Source organism: Pseudomonas sp. NFR16 (genome assembly GCF_900108875.1).
Lineage (GTDB): Bacteria > Pseudomonadota > Gammaproteobacteria > Pseudomonadales > Pseudomonadaceae > Aquipseudomonas.
In genome coordinates this window covers 1-17340 of sequence record NZ_FNYJ01000009.1, presented here as the reverse complement: position 1 = coordinate 17340, position 17340 = coordinate 1, and the positions used below count along the sequence as shown (strand labels likewise).

Here is a 17340-nt window from a genome sequence, read left to right as displayed (position 1 = left end):
TGTTGACACGCTCGATGCCCTAGCAGGCTTTATCTTCTCGGTTGCCGGGGAAATTTTAAACAAGGGATGGGCTATGGTTCAGGTTCGTAAACTGGTTTTAGCAATCGCTGCGGCTTCAGCGCTGTCATCCGGAATGGCGCAGGCGCTCGGTCTCGGTGGTTTGACCGTCAAGTCGACCCTGAATCAACCGTTGCTTGCTGAAATCGAACTCACGGAAGTGCAGGATCTCAACGCTTCGCAGGTCGTGCCGAGCCTGGCCAGCTCCGCAGAGTTCGCTCAGGCAGGCGTCGGCCGTACGGCGGTCCTGGACGACCTGACATTCACACCGGTGGTCAATCCGGGCGGCAAGAGTGTTTTGCGCATTACCTCGAGCAAGCCCATCCGCGATCCCTACGTGAAGTTTCTCGTTCAGGTGCTCTGGCCCAACGGCCGGGCGCTGCGCGAGTACAGCTTGTTGCTGGATCCGCCGAAGTTTTCGCCGCAAACCGCCGCAGCCGCCGCGCAGTTGCCTTCCACTGCGCCGAGCACCGCACCGGCTCAGGCGCCTGAAGCGCAAACCCCGGCTCCGGCGCCGGCCCCAGCGGCCCCAGCCCCGGCCGCTGAGCCGAAATTCACTCAATACACGACTGCCAACAACGACACGCTTTGGGAAATTGCCGAGCGCGTGCGTAATGGTGGTACGGTCCAGCAGACCATGCTGGCGATTCAGGCGCTCAACCCTGACGCTTTTATTGCCGGCAACATCAACCGTCTGAAGAAAGGTCAGGTGCTGCGTCTGCCGTCGCCGCAGGAAGCGACCGCGCTGCCTCAGCCCCGTGCCGTGGCCGAGGTCGCCGAGCAGAACCGCGCATGGCGTGAGGGTCGCCGTTTGCCGAGCGGCGCTCGTCAGGTCGATGCCACGCGTCGCAATCGCACGGGTGCTGCACCGTCGCAGATCGATGCCAAGGATAACCTCAGCCTGGTCTCGGCCAACGCGAAGCGCGGCGCCAATGGGGCTGTCGGCGATAACGCGGAGCTCAGTAATCAGTTGGCGGTTACCCAGGAAAGCCTGGACAGTACGCGCCGCGACAATGCCGAGCTGAAAAGCCGCATGAGCGATCTGCAGAGTCAGGTCGATAAGCTGCAGCGCCTGATCGAGCTGAAAAACGACCAGCTGGCGAAGATGCAGGCGGCCGGTGCTGGCGTGCCTGCGCCAGCTGCCGACGCCGGCGGCACTGTCAGTCCGAACAGCGTCACCAACCCGAACAATGCCGCCAATCCTGCAATGCCTGCCCAGATCGTGCCGAACAGCGCAGGGCCTGATGCAGCCGGCAAGCCGCCGAATGAAATTGCTCCGGAAGACGCGCTGCCGGTCGATGGCGCCAAGGTCACCAGCGCAACGCCGGATCAGCCTCTGGCGGTCGCGCCGGATCCTGCTGCCACTGAGGACAACCGCAGCACGCTGGACAAGATCCTCGCCAGCCCGATGTTGATGGGGTTGATCGGTGGCGGCGCGCTGCTGGTTCTGTTGTTGCTGTTACTGCTGCTGGCGCGCCGTCGCAATGCGCTGATCGAAGCCGAGAAGCACCGCCAGATGGCACGGGCGCTGTCCGAGGAATCGGACTTCGCCTCCGACATGGATTTACCGGAAAGCAGCTTTGAGGGTCTGGAGGTTCCTCCGCCCAATGTAAAGATGGCGCCGGCGCCGACCGCCGTCAGCGAGCCGGTCCGCGAACATCCGGCTGACGCACTCGTTCAGGCTGAAATCCACATTGCCTATGGTCGCATCAACCAGGCGGCGGCGTTGTTGGAAGAGGCCGTCAGGGAAGAGCCGCAGCGCAGCGATCTGCGCTTGAAGCTGATGGAAATCTACGCTCAGCAAGGTAATCAGGCGGATTTTGTCGCGCAGGAGCGGCAATTGATCGCCACGGGAAAGAACCACGCTGAAGTCGAGCAGCTCAAGTCCCGTTATCCAGCCATGGCGGCCGCTGCTGCTGCGGCTGCGGGAGTGGCGGCTGCCGCGGCTTTGGCGGCGGAGATGGATGCGAAATACGTCGAGGATCTGCTCAACGACGAGCCGCCGGCAGCGCCGCAAGTGCCTCCGGTGGTCGAACCGGTTGCGCAGGCGCCGGCGCCGGATGATTTCGATACTGCCTTCGATCTCAGTCTGGACGATCTGGAGGCTGCGTCTCCTGCGCAGGTGCCTGATCGCTCGACACCCGCTGGCGATTCCCGCCTCGATGATCTGGACCTCGACGCGCCATTCGGAGGTTCGGCCGCCGATGATCTGGATTTCGACGCGATCTTGCGCGAGCAGACCGAAGCGTCAGCCAGCGAGCCCACTGATCTGGCGGATTTCGACCTGGATCTGGCCGAGGATCAGCCGGGTCTGAAGGCCGAAGATGATTATCTGCTCGGCATGGAAGATGAGCTGCGCGATCTTCCGGCGTTCGAAGAGCGCGCCGATCTGGGCGCGAACAAGCCGTCCGTGGAAGACGATATCGATCTGCCGGCTGATTTCGACCTGTCCCTTGCCGACGAGATGGAAACCGAGCAGGCTTCCAATGCCTTTGCGTCCGAGATCGATGATGTCAACGCCGAGCTTGAACGCTTGTCGCAAAGCCTGGAGCAACCTTCTACCACCAGGCCTGACGATGCAACGCCGGGCTTTACCGAAGACGACGCATTGCTGGCGGACGACGAGCCTGAGTTCGATTTCCTTTCCGGCACGGACGAGGCAGCCACCAAACTGGATCTGGCGCGTGCCTACATCGAGATGGGCGATGCCGACGGCGCCCGGGATATTCTCGATGAAGTGGTCGCTGAAGGGGATGACGGCCAGAAGACCGAAGCGCGGGAGATGTTGTCGCGGCTGGTCTGACAGGCGCGGGCACTGCTATGAAACGACCGCTTCGGCGGTCGTTTTCGTTTGTGGGCCTTGTGGTCTGTCGTGCTGTCAGGTGCCGATGGCGTCTTTTTCTGCCATCCGTATAATGGCCGCCCTTGCGCATATCGACAGGCTTTAAGCACTTGGCAACTACAGACACCGAGGCAGAGACAGCGGCAGCCGAAATGGCCGCCGAATGTTTTTCCAGGATCGCACTGGGCGTGGAATACAAAGGCTCGCGCTACAGTGGCTGGCAGCGTCAGTCCACCGGCGTGCTGACCGTGCAGGAGACGCTGGAGAACGCGCTGTCCAGAGTGGCTGATTCGCCCGTGTCGCTGATGTGCGCCGGGCGTACCGATGCCGGCGTGCATGCGTGCGGTCAGGTGGTGCATTTCGATACTCAGGCCGAGCGCACCATGAAAGCCTGGACCATGGGAGCCAATATCAATCTGCCCCATGACATCAGTGTCACTTGGGCCAAAGTCATGCCCGCGCACTTTCACGCGCGGTTCAAGGCAATCGCCCGGCGTTATCGCTATGTGATTTATAACGATCAGATCCGTCCGGCTCATCTGGGCCAGGAAATCACCTGGAATCATCGCCCGCTGAATGTCGAGCGAATGGCGCTGGCTGCCGAGTATCTGGTCGGCACTCACGATTTCAGCGCATTTCGTGCCGGACAATGCCAGGCGAAGTCGCCGATCAAACAGATTCACCATCTGCGCGTCACCCGGCACGGCAAGATGATCGTCATCGACATCCGCGCCAATGCCTTCCTTCATCACATGGTACGTAACATCGCCGGGGTCTTGATGACCATTGGTGCCGGTGAGCGCCCGGTGGAGTGGGTCAGCGAGGTACTGCAGAGCCGCATTCGGCGTACGGGCGGTGTAACGGCCCATCCATTCGGGCTGTATCTGGTGCAGGTCGAGTACCGCGATGAGTTTCCGTTACCGGAGCGCTATATCGGCCCGCACTTTCTGACAGGCTTCACGGAACTGGACGGCTGACGTCCCGGGCTGCATTTGCTACCATTCGTGACTTTCCAAAGGCTTGAGGTTCTCACCACATGTCAGCCGTACGCAGCAAGATCTGCGGGATTACCCGCATAGAAGATGCGTTGGCCGCGGTCGAAGCGGGAGCCGATGCCATCGGATTCGTGTTTTACCCCAAGAGTCCCCGGGCCGTGACGATAGAACAGGCGCAGGCGATCATCGCCGCCTTGCCACCGTTCGTGAGCACCGTCGGCCTGTTCGTCAACGCCGAGCGCGAAGCGCTGAAGGCGCTGCTCGATGTCGTGCCGTTGGACCTTATCCAGTTTCATGGGGACGAAACCCCTGAGCAATGCGAGGGTTATCAACGCCCTTACATCAAGGCGCTACGCGTTCAGGCCGGAGATGACATCGCGGCCAGCTGCGCGCTCTATCAAAAGGCGTGCGGCATTCTGCTGGATACCTATGTTGCGGGCATCCCCGGCGGCACCGGCGAAACTTTCGATTGGGCACTAATTCCAAAACATCTGAGCAAGCCGATCATTTTGGCGGGCGGGCTGACGTCAGCCAATGTCTCCCAGGCGATTGCCCAGGTTCGCCCCTACGCCGTGGATGTCAGCGGCGGCGTGGAAAAATCCAGGGGCCTGAAGGACCACGACAAGATTCGCGCTTTCATGAGTGCGGTCCACGGCGCCTGAACGAATTTCCGGCCGCTGCGGCTGCCGATGTGACGACGGACGGGCGGTCGCCGTCCACTAGCCTGCCCACCCGGATTTGGGGCTGGCCGAATTGAGTAAGCGAGACGTGCTGCGTCTTGCGCAGGAAGTTGAGGGTGGTGAGCGACGGGCTGTCGGTTCAGCAGGTCAGGCCAGGCGCCGATCGTTGTACGACATTTCGCGACACCGCAGATGAATTAAGTTAGGGCGTGCGCACGGCACAGACCGCCGTCGCGTTCAAAGCCACCGGTACTGGAGAAAGAAAGCATGAGCAACTGGTTGGTAGACAAACTGATCCCTTCGATCATGCGTTCCGAGGTCAAGAAAAGCTCGGTACCCGAAGGTCTCTGGCACAAGTGCCCTTCCTGTGAGGCGGTGCTGTATCGCCCCGAGCTGGAAAAAACACTGGATGTCTGTCCCAAGTGCAACCACCACATGCGCATCGACGCGCGTGCGCGCCTGAACATCTTCCTGGACACCGAAGGTCGCGAAGAAATCGGCGCTGACCTTGAGCCTGTCGATCGCCTGAAATTCCGCGACAGCAAAAAATACAAGGATCGCCTGACTGCCGCGCAGAAGCAGACCGGCGAGAAGGACGCGCTGATTTCCATGAGCGGTACGCTGCTGGGCATGCCGGTGGTGTGCAGCGCATTCGAATTTTCGTTCATGGGCGGATCCATGGGCGCGATCGTTGGCGAGCGCTTCGTCCAGGCGGCCAACTACGCGCTGGAAAACCGCTGCCCGATGATCTGCTTCGCCGCCTCCGGTGGTGCGCGCATGCAGGAAGCGCTGATTTCCCTGATGCAGATGGCCAAGACCTCGGCTGTGCTGGCGCGTCTGCGTGAAGAGGGTCTGCCTTTCATCTCCGTCCTGACCGATCCGGTCTACGGTGGCGTTTCCGCCAGCTTGGCGATGCTGGGCGACGTGATCGTGGCCGAGCCAAAGGCGCTGATCGGCTTTGCCGGTCCTCGCGTCATCGAGCAGACCGTGCGCGAAAAACTCCCTGAAGGCTTCCAGCGCAGTGAATTCCTGCTGGATCACGGTGCGATCGACATGATCATTCACCGCCAGGAGCTGCGTCAGCGTCTGGGCAACCTGCTGGCTCAGATGATGGGCTTGCCGACCCCTAAATTCGTAGCGCCGAAACTTGAGCCGATCGTGGTTCCGCCCGCTCCGGCGAACGTATGACCGCACGCTCCCTGGCCAACTGGCTGAGCTACCTGGAGCAGCTGCATCCATCCGCCATCGACATGGGGTTGGAGCGCTCGCGACAGGTGGCGCTGCAGGCTGGGCTGACTCGCCCAGCGCCGCGCGTGATCACGGTCACTGGCACCAACGGCAAGGGCTCGACATGCGCGTTTCTTGCCGCGCTGCTTGGGGCGCAGGGCCTGAAAGTCGGCGTGTACAGTTCACCCCACCTGCTGCGCTACAACGAGCGGGTGCAAATGCAGGGCGTCGAGGCCACCGACGAGCAGCTCTGTGCGGCGTTCGAGGTCATCGAAAAGGCCCGTGGCGAAATTTCGCTGACCTATTTCGAAATGGGCACGCTGGCGGCGTTCTGGCTGTTCGAACAAGCCGGTCTTGACGCAGTGGTGCTGGAAGTCGGTCTGGGAGGGCGCCTGGATGCGGTCAACCTGATCGATGCGGACATGGCCCTGGTCACCAGTATCGGTGTCGACCATGCCGAATGGCTGGGCAATACCCGCGAGTCTGTGGCGTTCGAGAAAGCAGGGATTTTCCGCGAAGGGCGTCCCGCGCTGTGTGGTGATCTCGATCCACCGAAGCCGCTGCTGGATCAGGCCGATGCCCTGAGTTGCCCGCTTTCGCTGCGCGGCCGCGACTTCGATCTGACCATCGGCCCGGCTGCATGGGATTGGTTCGGCACTGACCTCAATGGGGCGAGAGTCGAACTGCGTGACTTGCCGTTGCTCGATCTGCCGATGCAGAACGCGGCGCTGGCCCTGCAGGCCTACCTGCTATCGGGGCTGGAGTGGCAGACCTCGTCGATCCGCACAGCATTGCTCGGCACACGTGTCACAGGACGGCTGGATCGTCGATCGTTCCAGTGGCAAGGCAAACCGTTGCAGGTGCTGCTGGACGTGGGACACAACCCTCATGCGGCCACGTTCCTGGCCCAGCGCCTCGATCAGCGTCCCGTGTCGGGCAGGCGCCTCGCAGTGTTCGGTCTGCTCAACGACAAGGATCTGGACGGCGTGCTGGCGGAACTGGCTGATCGCTTCAGCAGCTGGGCAGTTGCGCCCCTGCCGACCCCGCGCAGTCGTCCTGCGCAAGAGATTGCCCAGGCGCTGCAGAACCTTGGCGCGCACGTGACGTCCTACGCCAGTGTCGCGCTGGCGCTCGAAGCGCAATGCAATCAGGCGACTGCCGACGACGAAATCGTTCTGTTCGGGTCTTTTTACTGCGTGGCCGAGGCCCTGGAATGGCTTGCGGGCGCCTCACGGAGGAAGTGACACATGGCTTTGCTGGATAAGGCGTACAAGCAGCGCATGGTGGGCGCGCTGGTGCTCATCGCCATCGCGGTGATCTTCCTGCCGATGCTGTTTTCCCGTCAGGATGAAGCGCGCCATGTGCAGGTGGATGCGCCTGCCGCTCCGCAGGCGCCGGCCGCATCTCAGATCAAGGTCGAGCCGGTGAACGTGCCGGAGCAGCAGCCGCTGCCGCAGGAACCGGTGCCGACCGATGAAGAGTTGTCGCAGCCGAGCCAGGCACCTGCCACCCAGCAACCGCCCTCGATGCCTATCGCACCGGCGCCTTCCAGGCCGACAGCGTCCGCGCCACCGGCAAAGGTCGCGTCAGCTCCGGCGCAGGCGCCGGCTCAGACACCCGCCAAGCCTGCAACCCCGGCGCCTGCGCCTGTCGCTCCGGTCGCCGATCCGGCTCGCGTCGACACCAATGGCCTGTCGGTCACGTGGGCCGTGCAATTGGCGAGTCTGTCCAATCGGGCGAACGCCGATAACCTGCAAAAAACGTTGCGCACCCAAGGCTACAACGCGTACATCCGCACCTCCGATGGGGTTAATCGAGTGTTCGTCGGCCCGGTCATCGAACGTGCCGAAGCGGATCGCCTGCGCGACACCCTGGAAAAGCAGCAGAAGATCAAGGGCATCGTTGTGCGTTTCCAGCCGGAGCGTAAGTAAGACTCGCTCCGCTGGAAGGACGCTTCCTGGCTGACGCCGGTCCTACAGGCATGCACTGTCTTCGCAGGACCGGCCTGAGCCGGGAAGGGGTCGGTCCAGGCGCCTTTATCTGCACAGTCTGGCGAGCATCGACGTCCGGCAAAGTCCAATAGTTCGCCTTAATTGGCATCCATCCGCATTCCCTGCTTACCGCCGGGCGAGCGCTCTGCTAAAATGCGCCGCCTTATCAGTCTGTAGGCTGCAACGTGTCATTTACTCCGGTTGACTGGGCGATCATTGCAATTGTCGCCATCTCCGCTCTGATCAGTCTCAAGCGCGGCTTCGTCAAAGAAGCACTGTCCTTGCTGACCTGGATCATTGCAGGTGTCGTCGCCTGGATGTTTGGCGGTTCGCTGGCCCAGTATCTGGTCAACTACATCGAAACACCTTCGGCACGCGTGATTGCGGGCTGCACCATTCTTTTCGTCGCCACGCTGTTGGTCGGCGCCATGGTCAACTTTCTTATCGGGGAACTGATTCGCGTCACCGGCCTTTCCGGGACCGATCGTTTTCTGGGCATGGTCTTCGGCGCTGCGCGCGGAGGCTTGCTGGTGGTCGTAGCGGTAGGGCTGTTGAGCCTGGGCCCGGTACAACAGGATCAATGGTGGCAGGAGTCGCGGCTCCTCCCTCAATTTGTCATGGTCGCTGACTGGTCGAAAAACCTGATTCTCGGGATGTCCAGCAAGTGGCTAGCCAGCGGAATCAGCGTACCTGTTGATATTCCGTTCAAGGATCACCTCCTGCCGCCTACAACGCCGCAGGAAGTGCTCGGTAAATCCAGTTCCACTAAGTAGGGGTTGTGTCGCATGTGTGGCATCGTCGGTATCGTCGGCAAGTCGAACGTCAATCAGGCGCTGTATGACGCGCTCACCGTCCTCCAGCACCGCGGCCAGGACGCTGCCGGTATCGTGACCAGCCATGACGGCCGGTTGTTCCTGCGCAAGGACAACGGTCTGGTCCGTGACGTGTTCCACCAACGCCATATGCAGCGTCTGGTCGGGCACATGGGCATCGGTCACGTACGTTATCCAACAGCGGGCAGCTCGACTTCGGCCGAAGCCCAGCCGTTCTACGTCAACTCGCCCTATGGCATCACGCTGGCGCATAACGGCAACCTGACCAACGTCGAGCAACTGGCCAAGGAGATTTACGAATCAGACCTGCGCCACGTCAACACCAACTCCGACTCGGAAGTCCTGCTCAACGTTTTCGCCCATGAACTGGCCGTGCGCGGCAAGCTGCAGCCGACCGAAGAAGACATCTTCGCCGCGGTCACCGACGTGCATAACCGCTGCCGTGGCGGGTACGCAGTCGTCGCGATGATCACCGGCTACGGGATCGTCGGTTTCCGCGACCCGGACGCGATTCGTCCGATCGTGTTCGGCCAGCGTCACACCGACGAAGGCGTCGAGTACATGATCGCTTCCGAAAGCGTCGCGCTGGACGTGCTCGGCTTTACCCTGATCCGTGACCTGGCGCCGGGCGAAGCGGTGTACATCACTGAAGACGGCAAACTGCACACGCGTCAGTGCGCGACCAGCCCCAAGTACGCGCCATGCATTTTCGAACACGTGTACCTCGCGCGTCCGGATTCGATCATCGACGGTATCTCGGTCTACAAGGCGCGCCTGCGCATGGGCGAGAAACTGGCCGACAAGATTCTGCGCGAGCGTCCTGATCACGACATCGACGTGGTCATCCCGATTCCTGACACCAGCCGCACGGCGGCGCTGGAACTGGCCAACCACCTGGGCGTCAAGTTCCGCGAAGGCTTCGTCAAGAACCGCTACATCGGCCGCACCTTCATCATGCCGGGACAGGCAGCGCGGAAAAAATCCGTACGCCAGAAGCTCAACGCCATCGAGCTCGAGTTCCGCGGCAAGAACGTCATGCTGGTCGATGACTCCATTGTGCGCGGCACCACCTGCAAGCAGATCATTCAGATGGCCCGCGAAGCCGGTGCCAAGAACGTGTATTTCTGTTCCGCGGCCCCGGCCGTGCGCTTCCCCAACGTCTACGGCATCGACATGCCGAGTGCTCACGAGCTGATCGCTCATAACCGTTCCACCCAGGACGTGGCCGACCTCATCGGTGCCGACTGGCTGGTTTATCAGGATCTGAACGACCTGATCGAAGCGGTCAGTGGCAGCAAGAAAATCAAGATCGATAATTTCGACTGCTCGGTTTTCGACGGCAAGTACGTGACCGGTGACATCGACGAGCACTACCTGAACCGGATCGAGCAGGCGCGTAACGACGCCTCCAAGGCCAAGACTCAGGCGGTCAGCGCGATCATCGATCTGTACAACAACTAATCCAGACAAGGAGCAGGCGGCATGACTCAGGAATGGGATGCCGGTCGACTGGACAGCGATCTCGACGGCGTGGGTTTCGACACCCTCGCCGTGCGTGCTGGACAGCACCGTACGCCGGAGAGCGAACACAGCGATCCATTGTTTTTCACGTCCAGCTACGTGTTCCGCACTGCAGCCGACGCGGCCGCGACGTTCGCCGGAGACAAGCCGGGCAACGTCTACTCGCGTTACACCAACCCGACGGTGCATTCGTTCGAAGAGCGCATCGCCGCGCTGGAAGGTGCAGAGCAGGCCGTAGCAACGTCCACGGGCATGTCCGCCATTCTGGCGACCGTGATGAGCCTGTGCAGCGCAGGTGACCACGTGCTGGTCTCCAAAAGTGTGTTCGGCTCCACCATCAGCCTGTTCGAGAAGTACTTCAAACGTTTCGGCGTGCAGGTCGATTACGTCCCGCTGGCTGAGTTGTCGGGCTGGGACGCGGCCATCAAGCCCAATACCCGGTTGCTCTTCGTCGAATCACCGTCCAACCCGCTGGCTGAACTGGTCGATATCGCCGCGCTGGCGGAGATCGCCCACGCGAAGGGCGCACTGCTGGTCGTCGATAACTGCTTCTGTACGCCTGCGTTGCAACAGCCGCTGCGCATGGGTGCCGACGTGGTCGTACATTCGGCGACCAAGTTCATCGACGGTCAGGGACGCGCCATGGGTGGCGTGGTTGTCGGGCGCAGCGAGCACATGAAGGAAGTGGTCGGTTTTCTGCGTACCGCCGGCCCAAGCCTGAGCCCGTTCAATGCGTGGCTGTTCCTCAAAGGCCTGGAAACGCTGAACATCCGCATGCGCGCCCATTGCCAGAGCGCGCTGGAGCTGGCGCAGTGGCTGGAGCAGCAGGACGGTGTGGAGCGCGTTCACTACGCCGGTCTGGAGAGTCACCCGCAGCACGAACTCGCCAAGCGCCAGCAGAAGGCGTTCGGTGCCGTGGTGAGTTTCGAGGTCAAGGGCGGCAAGGACGGCGCGTGGCGTTTCATCGACGCTACACGCCTGATCTCGATCACCGCGAACCTGGGCGATACCAAGACCACCATCACCCACCCGAGCACCACCTCTCACGGCCGCCTGTCGCCGCAGGAGCGTGAGGCCGCCGGTATTCGCGACAGCCTGATCCGCGTGGCGGTCGGTCTGGAAGACGTCGCCGACCTCAAGGTGGACCTCGCGCGCGGCCTGGCTGCGCTGTGAGTCGCGCAGTGAGTGCCGCCTGTGAATGAGTGGACGGTGGGCGCGACCGGCGTGCATAACGGTCGGGTCGCGTTGGTGACCGGCGCCGCTCGGGGGATCGGCCTGGCAATCGCTGCCTGGCTGGTCACTGAAGGCTGGCAGGTCGTGCTGACCGATGTGGACCGTCAGCGCGGCGCGGCCGTGGCGGATGTGCTGGGCGAGAATGCTTCGTTCATTGCTATGGACGTCTCCAGCGAACCACAAGTGGTGGATGGCGTCGCCGAAGTGCTCGGCATGTTCGGGCGTCTGGATGCACTGGTGTGCAACGCGGCGGTGGCCGATCCTCATAACACGGTCCTCGAGAGTCTTGATCTGTCGCACTGGAACCGCGTGCTGGCGGTCAATCTGAGCGGGCCGATGCTGCTCGCCAAGCATTGCGCCCCTTATCTGCGGGCGCACGGCGGAAGCATCGTCAATCTGAGCTCGACCCGCGCGCGTCAATCCGAGCCTGACAGCGAGGCTTACGCGGCAAGCAAGGGCGGGTTACTGGCTCTGACGCACGCGTTGGCCATGAGCCTGGGCCCAGAGGTTCGGGTCAATGCCGTCAGCCCCGGCTGGATCGATGCCCGCGACCCGTCTGTGCGGCGCGCCGAGCCATTGTCCGACGCCGATCACGCGCAGCATCCTGCCGGCAGGGTAGGGACTGTGGAAGATGTTGCCGCCGCGGTGGCATGGCTGTTGTCGAAGAATGCCGGGTTTGTCACGGGGCAGGAATTCGTGGTCGATGGCGGCATGAGCAAGAAGATGATTTATGTGGATTGAGCGCGGCGGCAACTTTCCGCCGCGCGCTGCGAGTGAATCAAGAGCGAGCCTTCGGGCTCGCTTTTTCGTTCCTTGCCTGGCTTTTCATGCCAGTCAGCGAAAACCGCTTTTTTGAAAAAAACTTCAAGCAGGCTATTGACTTAGGTTCGGCACCTGCGTAAATTTCGCGGCCTCAGCGAAGCAAAGGGTGATTAGCTCAGCCGGGAGAGCATCTGCCTTACAAGCAGAGGGTCGGCGGTTCGATCCCGTCATCACCCACCATCGTTGAGAGTTGCAAGACACGCTGAAGGTTACTGAGATTCAGCAGGACGATAAGTCCACACTGCGCAGCGGTAGTTCAGTCGGTTAGAATACCGGCCTGTCACGCCGGGGGTCGCGGGTTCGAGTCCCGTCCGCTGCGCCATATTTTACAGATCGGGTTTTGTTTTCAGAGCCGGGTTTGAGATTGAACGCCAAGGCGATCGATCAGAGTCATACGAAACAGGTTTCAACCCGTTTCAAAAGAGTTAAGCAGATGAAAGTCTGTGCGACACGCAGCGGTAGTTCAGTCGGTTAGAATACCGGCCTGTCACGCCGGGGGTCGCGGGTTCGAGTCCCGTCCGCTGCGCCATACATAGCCTCAAGGCCCTTGAACTCCTTGAAGCGACAAAAAAAGCGACCTTAGCGTCGCTTTTTTTGTGCCTGACAGAAAGCCATCGGCGCTGTGAGGGTTTCTGCGCTTATCATTCGGACAACTTAAGGACAGCGAGTCTCGATCATGCGGATACTTGTAACAGGCGCCAGCGGATTCATCGGCACCCGACTCTGTCAGCTGCTGATGGATCAATCTCAGGACGTCACGGGCATCTGCCGCAGCGGCAAGGGTTCGGTGGTCGGCGTGAAATACATCGCGACCGACTTCACAGATCCGCAGGCCATCAGCGGGATGCTCAACGGCATTGACTGCGTGGTTCACCTGGCTGGCAGAGCGCATGTGCTCGATAAACAGGGCGACTCGGCTGATCTGTATCAGGCGGTGAACTGCGACGCGACGCTGCAGCTGGCCCGAGAAGCGCTGTCGGCCGGCGTCCGGCGCTTTGTCTTCATCAGCTCGATTGGCGTCAACGGCAACGAGTCCGGGACTCAGCGCTTCTCCGAAACTTCAACGCCTCATCCGGTCGCCGACTACGCGCGCTCCAAGCTGGAGGCTGAAATCGGTCTGCGCCAGTTGCTCGACGGCGCAACCATGGAGTGGGTGATAATACGTCCTCCACTTGTGTACGGGGCCAACGCGCCGGGCAATTTCAGGACGCTGCTGAAAGTGGTCGAGAAAGGCATTCCCAGTCCCTTCGCGCTGGTTCGCAACGCACGCAGCATCATTTCCGTCGACAATCTCGCGACCTTGATTGCGTTGGCCTGCCAGCATCCGGATGCAGCAGGCCAGACGTTTCTGGCCAGCGATGGCAGTGACGTGTCGACTCACCAGATGCTGGGCGCGCTGGCGCAGGGAATGGGCAAGCGCGTCTTCGCCTTGCCGGTGCCTGGCGCGTTGCTGGCCGTCATGCTCAAGGCTGCGGGCAAGGGCGATCTGTACACCCAGCTGTGCGGTTCACTGACCGTTGACTGCTCGCGGGCGAGGCAGGTTCTGGGCTATCAGCCTGACACCGATACGCTGCGCGCCCTCATGCAGGTCGGCAGGGAATACCGCTTGGGTCGGCAGGGCAATCGATGACTCCTGTCCGATGTTCCGCTGTCTGGAAGGCGACGAGATGCTGCACAGAGCGGCGAGAAATGACATGATTGCCGGCTCGCTTAATGCAGCGCTGCGCACTGCCTGATTTCGAATTTGGAGAGCTGGACCATGGGCATGAACCAAACCATCACTGTGATCCCGCCGGGTGTACCGTTGACGGGGCATGTTTCACCGCCGGGTTCGAAGTCGATCACCAACCGCGCGTTGCTGCTGGCGGCCCTGGCCAAGGGCACCAGTCATCTGCGTGGCGCGCTGAAAAGCGACGACACTCGCCATATGTCCAACGCGCTGAGGCAGATGGGCGTGGTCATCGACGAGCCGGACGACACCAGCTTCGTCGTCACCAGTTCGGGTCGCCTCGAGGTGCCTGAAGGTCCGCTATTTCTGGGCAATGCGGGCACTGCGGTGCGTTTTCTCACGGCGGCGGTCTGCACGGTCAACGGCAGTGTCACGCTGGACGGCGACCATTACATGCAGAAGCGCCCGATCGGTCCTTTGCTCGAATCATTGCGCAAAGGCGGGCTGGATGCCGAAAGCGCGACGGGCTGCCCGCCGGTGGTCATTCACGGCAACGGTTCGATCAAGGCCACCCGTTTCGAAATCGACGGCGGTCTGTCCAGCCAGTACGTTTCCGCACTGCTGATGGTGGCCGCGTGCGGCGATGCGCCGATCGAGGTGGCTTTGACCGGCAAGGAAATCGGCGCTCGCGGTTACATCGATCTGACCATCGCCTGCATGCGCGCTTTCGGTGCTGAGGTTGAAGTCGTCGATGAGGCGCTGTGGCGTGTATCGCCGACCGGTTACACCGCCTGCGATTATCATGTAGAGCCGGATGCTTCTGCCGCCACCTATCTGTGGGCTGCGCAGGCCCTGACCGCCGGCAATATCGATCTGGGCGTCGCTGCCCAGGCGTTTACCCAGCCTGATGCCAAGGCGATGGATGTGATCGCGCAATTCCCGAAGATGCCGGCGGTGATCAACGGCTCGCAGATGCAGGATGCGATTCCTACGCTGGCGGTGCTGGCGGCTTTCAATGAGACGCCGGTGCGTTTTGTCGATCTGGCCAACCTGCGAGTCAAAGAGTGCGATCGTGTGCAGGCGCTGCATGACGGGCTCAATCAAGTGCGTCCCGGGCTGGCCTCGGTAGAGGGCGACGACTTGCTGGTGGCGTCCGACCCGAGCCTGGCCGGTACCAGCAGCCATGCGCTGATCGACACCCATTCGGACCATCGCATCGCCATGTGTTTCGCGCTGGCCGGGCTCAAGGTCTCGGGGGTTCGGATTCAGGACCCGGATTGCGTCGCCAAGACCTATCCAGGCTACTGGCGTGCGCTGGAGTTCCTGGGCGTGAAGCTCGAACACGGCCAGGTCTGAGCGTATCGGGCGGGAGCGGGTCGCTGACGACCGTCAGTCGATTCCCGCTTCCGTCCGGCGATATCCGAGCTGCGGCGTTGTCAGACGCCCACAGTCATGAAACGCCCGTCAGTCGCGTGCACGTGGCGAGTCGCGCCGATGAAAAGTTCGATGTATCCACACGGTTGCAAACTGTGCGTTGATCCGGTGCCAGCCTTGTTGCAGACTTACCGGCGTTTCCTTCGGTCCACTATTGTGTCGACCTTTTTCCCGGGATGTTCGATGTCTAAATTACTGAGCTTTCGTACCGCATGCTGGGCATTGACCCTGCTGGCCGCCGCAGGCTGCTCGTCAAAGAAGCAGGCTATCTACGAGCATGAAAACTTCGACGACGCCGGTACGTTCTCACGCAACTATCCAGTGTCCGATGCTGCCACGTGCGAGGCAGGGCGGCGCGCGTTGCTCAGCCAGGGATACATCATCACCAGCAGCGATCCGAAAATGATCAGCGGCCACAAGAGCTTCCAGCAGACCGGCGAAACCCACATGGAGATCAGCTTCAATGTGGTGTGTGCTGCCGACGGTGGCGCGGACGCCAAGGCGACGATGTTCGCCAACGCCCTGCAGGACCGTTATGCGCTGAAGAAGGTCAACAACTCGGCGAGCCTGGGTGTCGGCGTGCTGGGCTCTGTCTCGATGCCGATCGGCTCGACGGACGACTCGATGGTCAAGGTGGCCAGTGAGACGGTGGCGTCCTCCAAGTTTTATGATCGTTTCTTCGCGCTGGTGGAAAATTTCCTGCCGCCGGAGGTGAAGAAAGCTGCGCACATTGAAGAAAAACCCAAGACCGACTTGGGCATGCCGGAGCCTGCTCCCGCCAAGGCCGCGGCGTTGAATGAGCAGAAACCGGTTGAAGCCGCGCCGGCAGCCGCCCCCGCGCCGGTTCCGGCAGCGTTGAGTACGCCTGCCACGCCGTCTGCCACAGCAGCGGATCAGGGCAGTGAGACCATGCCTGCCCCGGCAGAGCCTGAGCCACTGAAAGCTGAGACTGCCACGCCAGCGGAGCCAGCCCCAGCACCCGCGCCATCGCCTGAAGTCAACGCGACGCCCGCCGCCGAACCTGCGCCCGAGGCAGCGCCAGCCCAATGATCTGGATGTATGCGTGTGACAGGCACAACGCATCAACCGGTTTTACGACTGCTGCGCAGCCGATCGTCCGGATGCGGCTCAGAGACCAGCGCGCTCCTAAAAGGGTAACGCGGCGCTGACTGGTTTCGGGAACGGGCCACAGGACCTGTAGGAGCGAGCTTGCTCGCGAAGACTGAATTCCGGGCGCTGAGTATCCAGCGGATGTATCAGCCTCTTCCCGGCTGAAGCCGATCCTACAGATGCCGCAAGCTTTTCGTAGGACCGGCTTTAGCCGGGAAGGCGTCGGGGTGTTCGCCGTAGACCTAAGGGGCGTTAGAGACCGTTGGCTCACCCCCGCCGGGATCCGCAGTGGCGACTCAGCCGAGAAACAGTTTGTACGCCGGGTTGTTGCTCTCGTCCCAATACGGATAACCGATTTCCGCCAGCGCTTGCGGCACCAGATGGCGCTCTTCCTCCGGCACGACCAGCCCGGCCACCACGCGGCCGTCGGCGGCGCCATGGTTGCGGTAGTGGAACATCGAGATGTTCCACTTGCCGCCCAGTTTGTTGAGGAAGTTGAACAGCGCGCCCGGTCGCTCGGGGAATTCGAAGCGCAGCACTACTTCATCGCTGACCCGTTCCGAATGGCCGCCGACCATGTGCCGCAGGTGCAGCTTGGCCAGTTCGTTGTCGGTCAGGTCCAGTACCGGAAAGCCCTGCGCCGAGAGGCTGGCGATCAGCGCCTTGCGCGGGTCGTTTTCCGGGTGGGTCTGCACGCCGACGAAGATGTGCGCCTCGCGGTCGGTGTGGTAGCGGTAGTTGAATTCGGTGATCTGACGCTTGCCGACGGCCTCGCAGAACGCCTTGAAACTGCCCGGCTGCTCGGGAATGGTCACGGCAATGATCGCCTCGCGACCTTCGCCCAGTTCGGCGCGCTCGGCGACATGGCGCAGACGGTCGAAATTGACGTTGGCGCCCGAGTCGATGGCGACGAAGGTCTGCCCGGT

12 protein-coding genes, 3 tRNA genes and 2 pseudogenes are annotated in these 17340 nt (G+C 61.8%); 16 read left to right on the top strand and 1 reads right to left on the bottom strand.

From position 1 onward, the window contains the following. The first annotated feature begins 73 nt into the window (after positions 1-73). The 16 genes and pseudogenes from BMZ10_RS26115 to BMZ10_RS26040 all read left to right on the top strand — a co-directional run bounded on the left by BMZ10_RS26115 (position 74) and on the right by BMZ10_RS26040 (position 16354). Positions 74-2860: a motility hub landmark protein FimV gene (locus tag BMZ10_RS26115; protein WP_093469358.1), complete on the top strand. Its 2787-nt coding sequence runs from the start codon at positions 74-76 to the stop codon at positions 2858-2860. A gap of 191 nt (positions 2861-3051) precedes the next feature. Beyond that, a complete protein-coding gene (gene truA, locus BMZ10_RS26110; RefSeq protein ID WP_093469355.1) occupies positions 3052-3876 on the top strand; it encodes a tRNA pseudouridine(38-40) synthase TruA in 825 nt (274 codons plus the stop codon). Between the two features lie 59 nt (positions 3877-3935). After that, the gene (locus BMZ10_RS26105; protein WP_093469352.1) at positions 3936-4556 is read left to right on the top strand and encodes a phosphoribosylanthranilate isomerase; all 621 of its coding nucleotides are present in this window, start codon (positions 3936-3938) and stop codon (positions 4554-4556) included. A gap of 285 nt (positions 4557-4841) precedes the next feature. Beyond that, positions 4842-5762: an acetyl-CoA carboxylase, carboxyltransferase subunit beta gene (gene accD / locus BMZ10_RS26100; RefSeq protein WP_093469348.1), complete on the top strand. Its 921-nt coding sequence runs from the start codon at positions 4842-4844 to the stop codon at positions 5760-5762. Then, a pseudogene (gene folC, locus BMZ10_RS26095) lies at positions 5759-7065 on the top strand (bifunctional tetrahydrofolate synthase/dihydrofolate synthase). Before accD ends, folC begins: the two are co-directional and overlap by 4 nt. Beyond that, entirely contained in the window at positions 7049-7732 is a 684-nt protein-coding gene (locus BMZ10_RS26090; protein ID WP_093469344.1) for an SPOR domain-containing protein, read from the top strand. The pseudogene folC and the gene BMZ10_RS26090 overlap by 17 nt, the downstream one beginning before the upstream one ends. 245 nt (positions 7733-7977) lie before the next feature. Then, positions 7978-8565: a CvpA family protein gene (locus BMZ10_RS26085; RefSeq protein WP_093469339.1), complete on the top strand. Its 588-nt coding sequence runs from the start codon at positions 7978-7980 to the stop codon at positions 8563-8565. 12 nt (positions 8566-8577) lie between these two features. After that, the gene (purF, locus tag BMZ10_RS26080; protein WP_093469336.1) at positions 8578-10086 is read left to right on the top strand and encodes an amidophosphoribosyltransferase; all 1509 of its coding nucleotides are present in this window, start codon (positions 8578-8580) and stop codon (positions 10084-10086) included. A gap of 21 nt (positions 10087-10107) precedes the next feature. Then, complete coding sequence (locus BMZ10_RS26075; RefSeq protein ID WP_093469333.1) at positions 10108-11319, top strand: O-succinylhomoserine sulfhydrylase; 1212 nt, start codon at positions 10108-10110, stop codon at positions 11317-11319. Between the two features lie 21 nt (positions 11320-11340). Then, complete coding sequence (locus BMZ10_RS26070) at positions 11341-12120, top strand: SDR family oxidoreductase (protein WP_093469330.1); 780 nt, start codon at positions 11341-11343, stop codon at positions 12118-12120. Positions 12121-12305: 185 nt separating this feature from the next. Next, positions 12306-12381: transfer RNA gene (locus BMZ10_RS26065), tRNA-Val, on the top strand. Between the two features lie 65 nt (positions 12382-12446). After that, positions 12447-12523 (top strand) — tRNA-Asp (locus tag BMZ10_RS26060). Positions 12524-12653: 130 nt separating this feature from the next. Beyond that, positions 12654-12730 (top strand) — tRNA-Asp (locus BMZ10_RS26055). 147 nt (positions 12731-12877) lie between these two features. Further along, entirely contained in the window at positions 12878-13831 is a 954-nt protein-coding gene (locus BMZ10_RS26050; RefSeq protein WP_093469328.1) for an NAD-dependent epimerase/dehydratase family protein, read from the top strand. Positions 13832-13960: 129 nt separating this feature from the next. Continuing rightward, a complete protein-coding gene (gene aroA / locus BMZ10_RS26045) occupies positions 13961-15226 on the top strand; it encodes a 3-phosphoshikimate 1-carboxyvinyltransferase (protein ID WP_093469325.1) in 1266 nt (421 codons plus the stop codon). Positions 15227-15487: 261 nt separating this feature from the next. After that, positions 15488-16354, top strand: coding sequence for a DUF2242 domain-containing protein (locus BMZ10_RS26040; RefSeq protein ID WP_093469322.1), 867 nt, complete (start codon positions 15488-15490; stop codon positions 16352-16354). Positions 16355-16710: 356 nt separating this feature from the next. Here BMZ10_RS26040 and BMZ10_RS26035 read toward each other — a convergent pair. Next, positions 16711-17340: pseudogene (locus BMZ10_RS26035) on the bottom strand (threonine ammonia-lyase, biosynthetic); the annotation flags it as partial.

What these genes read in the sequence shown, in the direction of transcription:
- purF (WP_093469336.1), top strand. Translation starts at nt 8,578, where the DNA reads ATGTGTGGCATCGTCGGTATCGTCGGCAAGTCGAACGTCAATCAGGCG.
- BMZ10_RS26090 (WP_093469344.1), top strand. Translation starts at nt 7,049, where the DNA reads ATGGCTTTGCTGGATAAGGCGTACAAGCAGCGCATGGTGGGCGCGCTG.
- aroA (WP_093469325.1), top strand. Translation starts at nt 13,961, where the DNA reads ATGGGCATGAACCAAACCATCACTGTGATCCCGCCGGGTGTACCGTTG.
- BMZ10_RS26075 (WP_093469333.1), top strand. Translation starts at nt 10,108, where the DNA reads ATGACTCAGGAATGGGATGCCGGTCGACTGGACAGCGATCTCGACGGC.
- truA (WP_093469355.1), top strand. Translation starts at nt 3,052, where the DNA reads ATGGCCGCCGAATGTTTTTCCAGGATCGCACTGGGCGTGGAATACAAA.
- accD (WP_093469348.1), top strand. Translation starts at nt 4,842, where the DNA reads ATGAGCAACTGGTTGGTAGACAAACTGATCCCTTCGATCATGCGTTCC.
- BMZ10_RS26115 (WP_093469358.1), top strand. Translation starts at nt 74, where the DNA reads ATGGTTCAGGTTCGTAAACTGGTTTTAGCAATCGCTGCGGCTTCAGCG.
- BMZ10_RS26040 (WP_093469322.1), top strand. Translation starts at nt 15,488, where the DNA reads ATGTCTAAATTACTGAGCTTTCGTACCGCATGCTGGGCATTGACCCTG.
- BMZ10_RS26105 (WP_093469352.1), top strand. Translation starts at nt 3,936, where the DNA reads ATGTCAGCCGTACGCAGCAAGATCTGCGGGATTACCCGCATAGAAGAT.
- BMZ10_RS26050 (WP_093469328.1), top strand. Translation starts at nt 12,878, where the DNA reads ATGCGGATACTTGTAACAGGCGCCAGCGGATTCATCGGCACCCGACTC.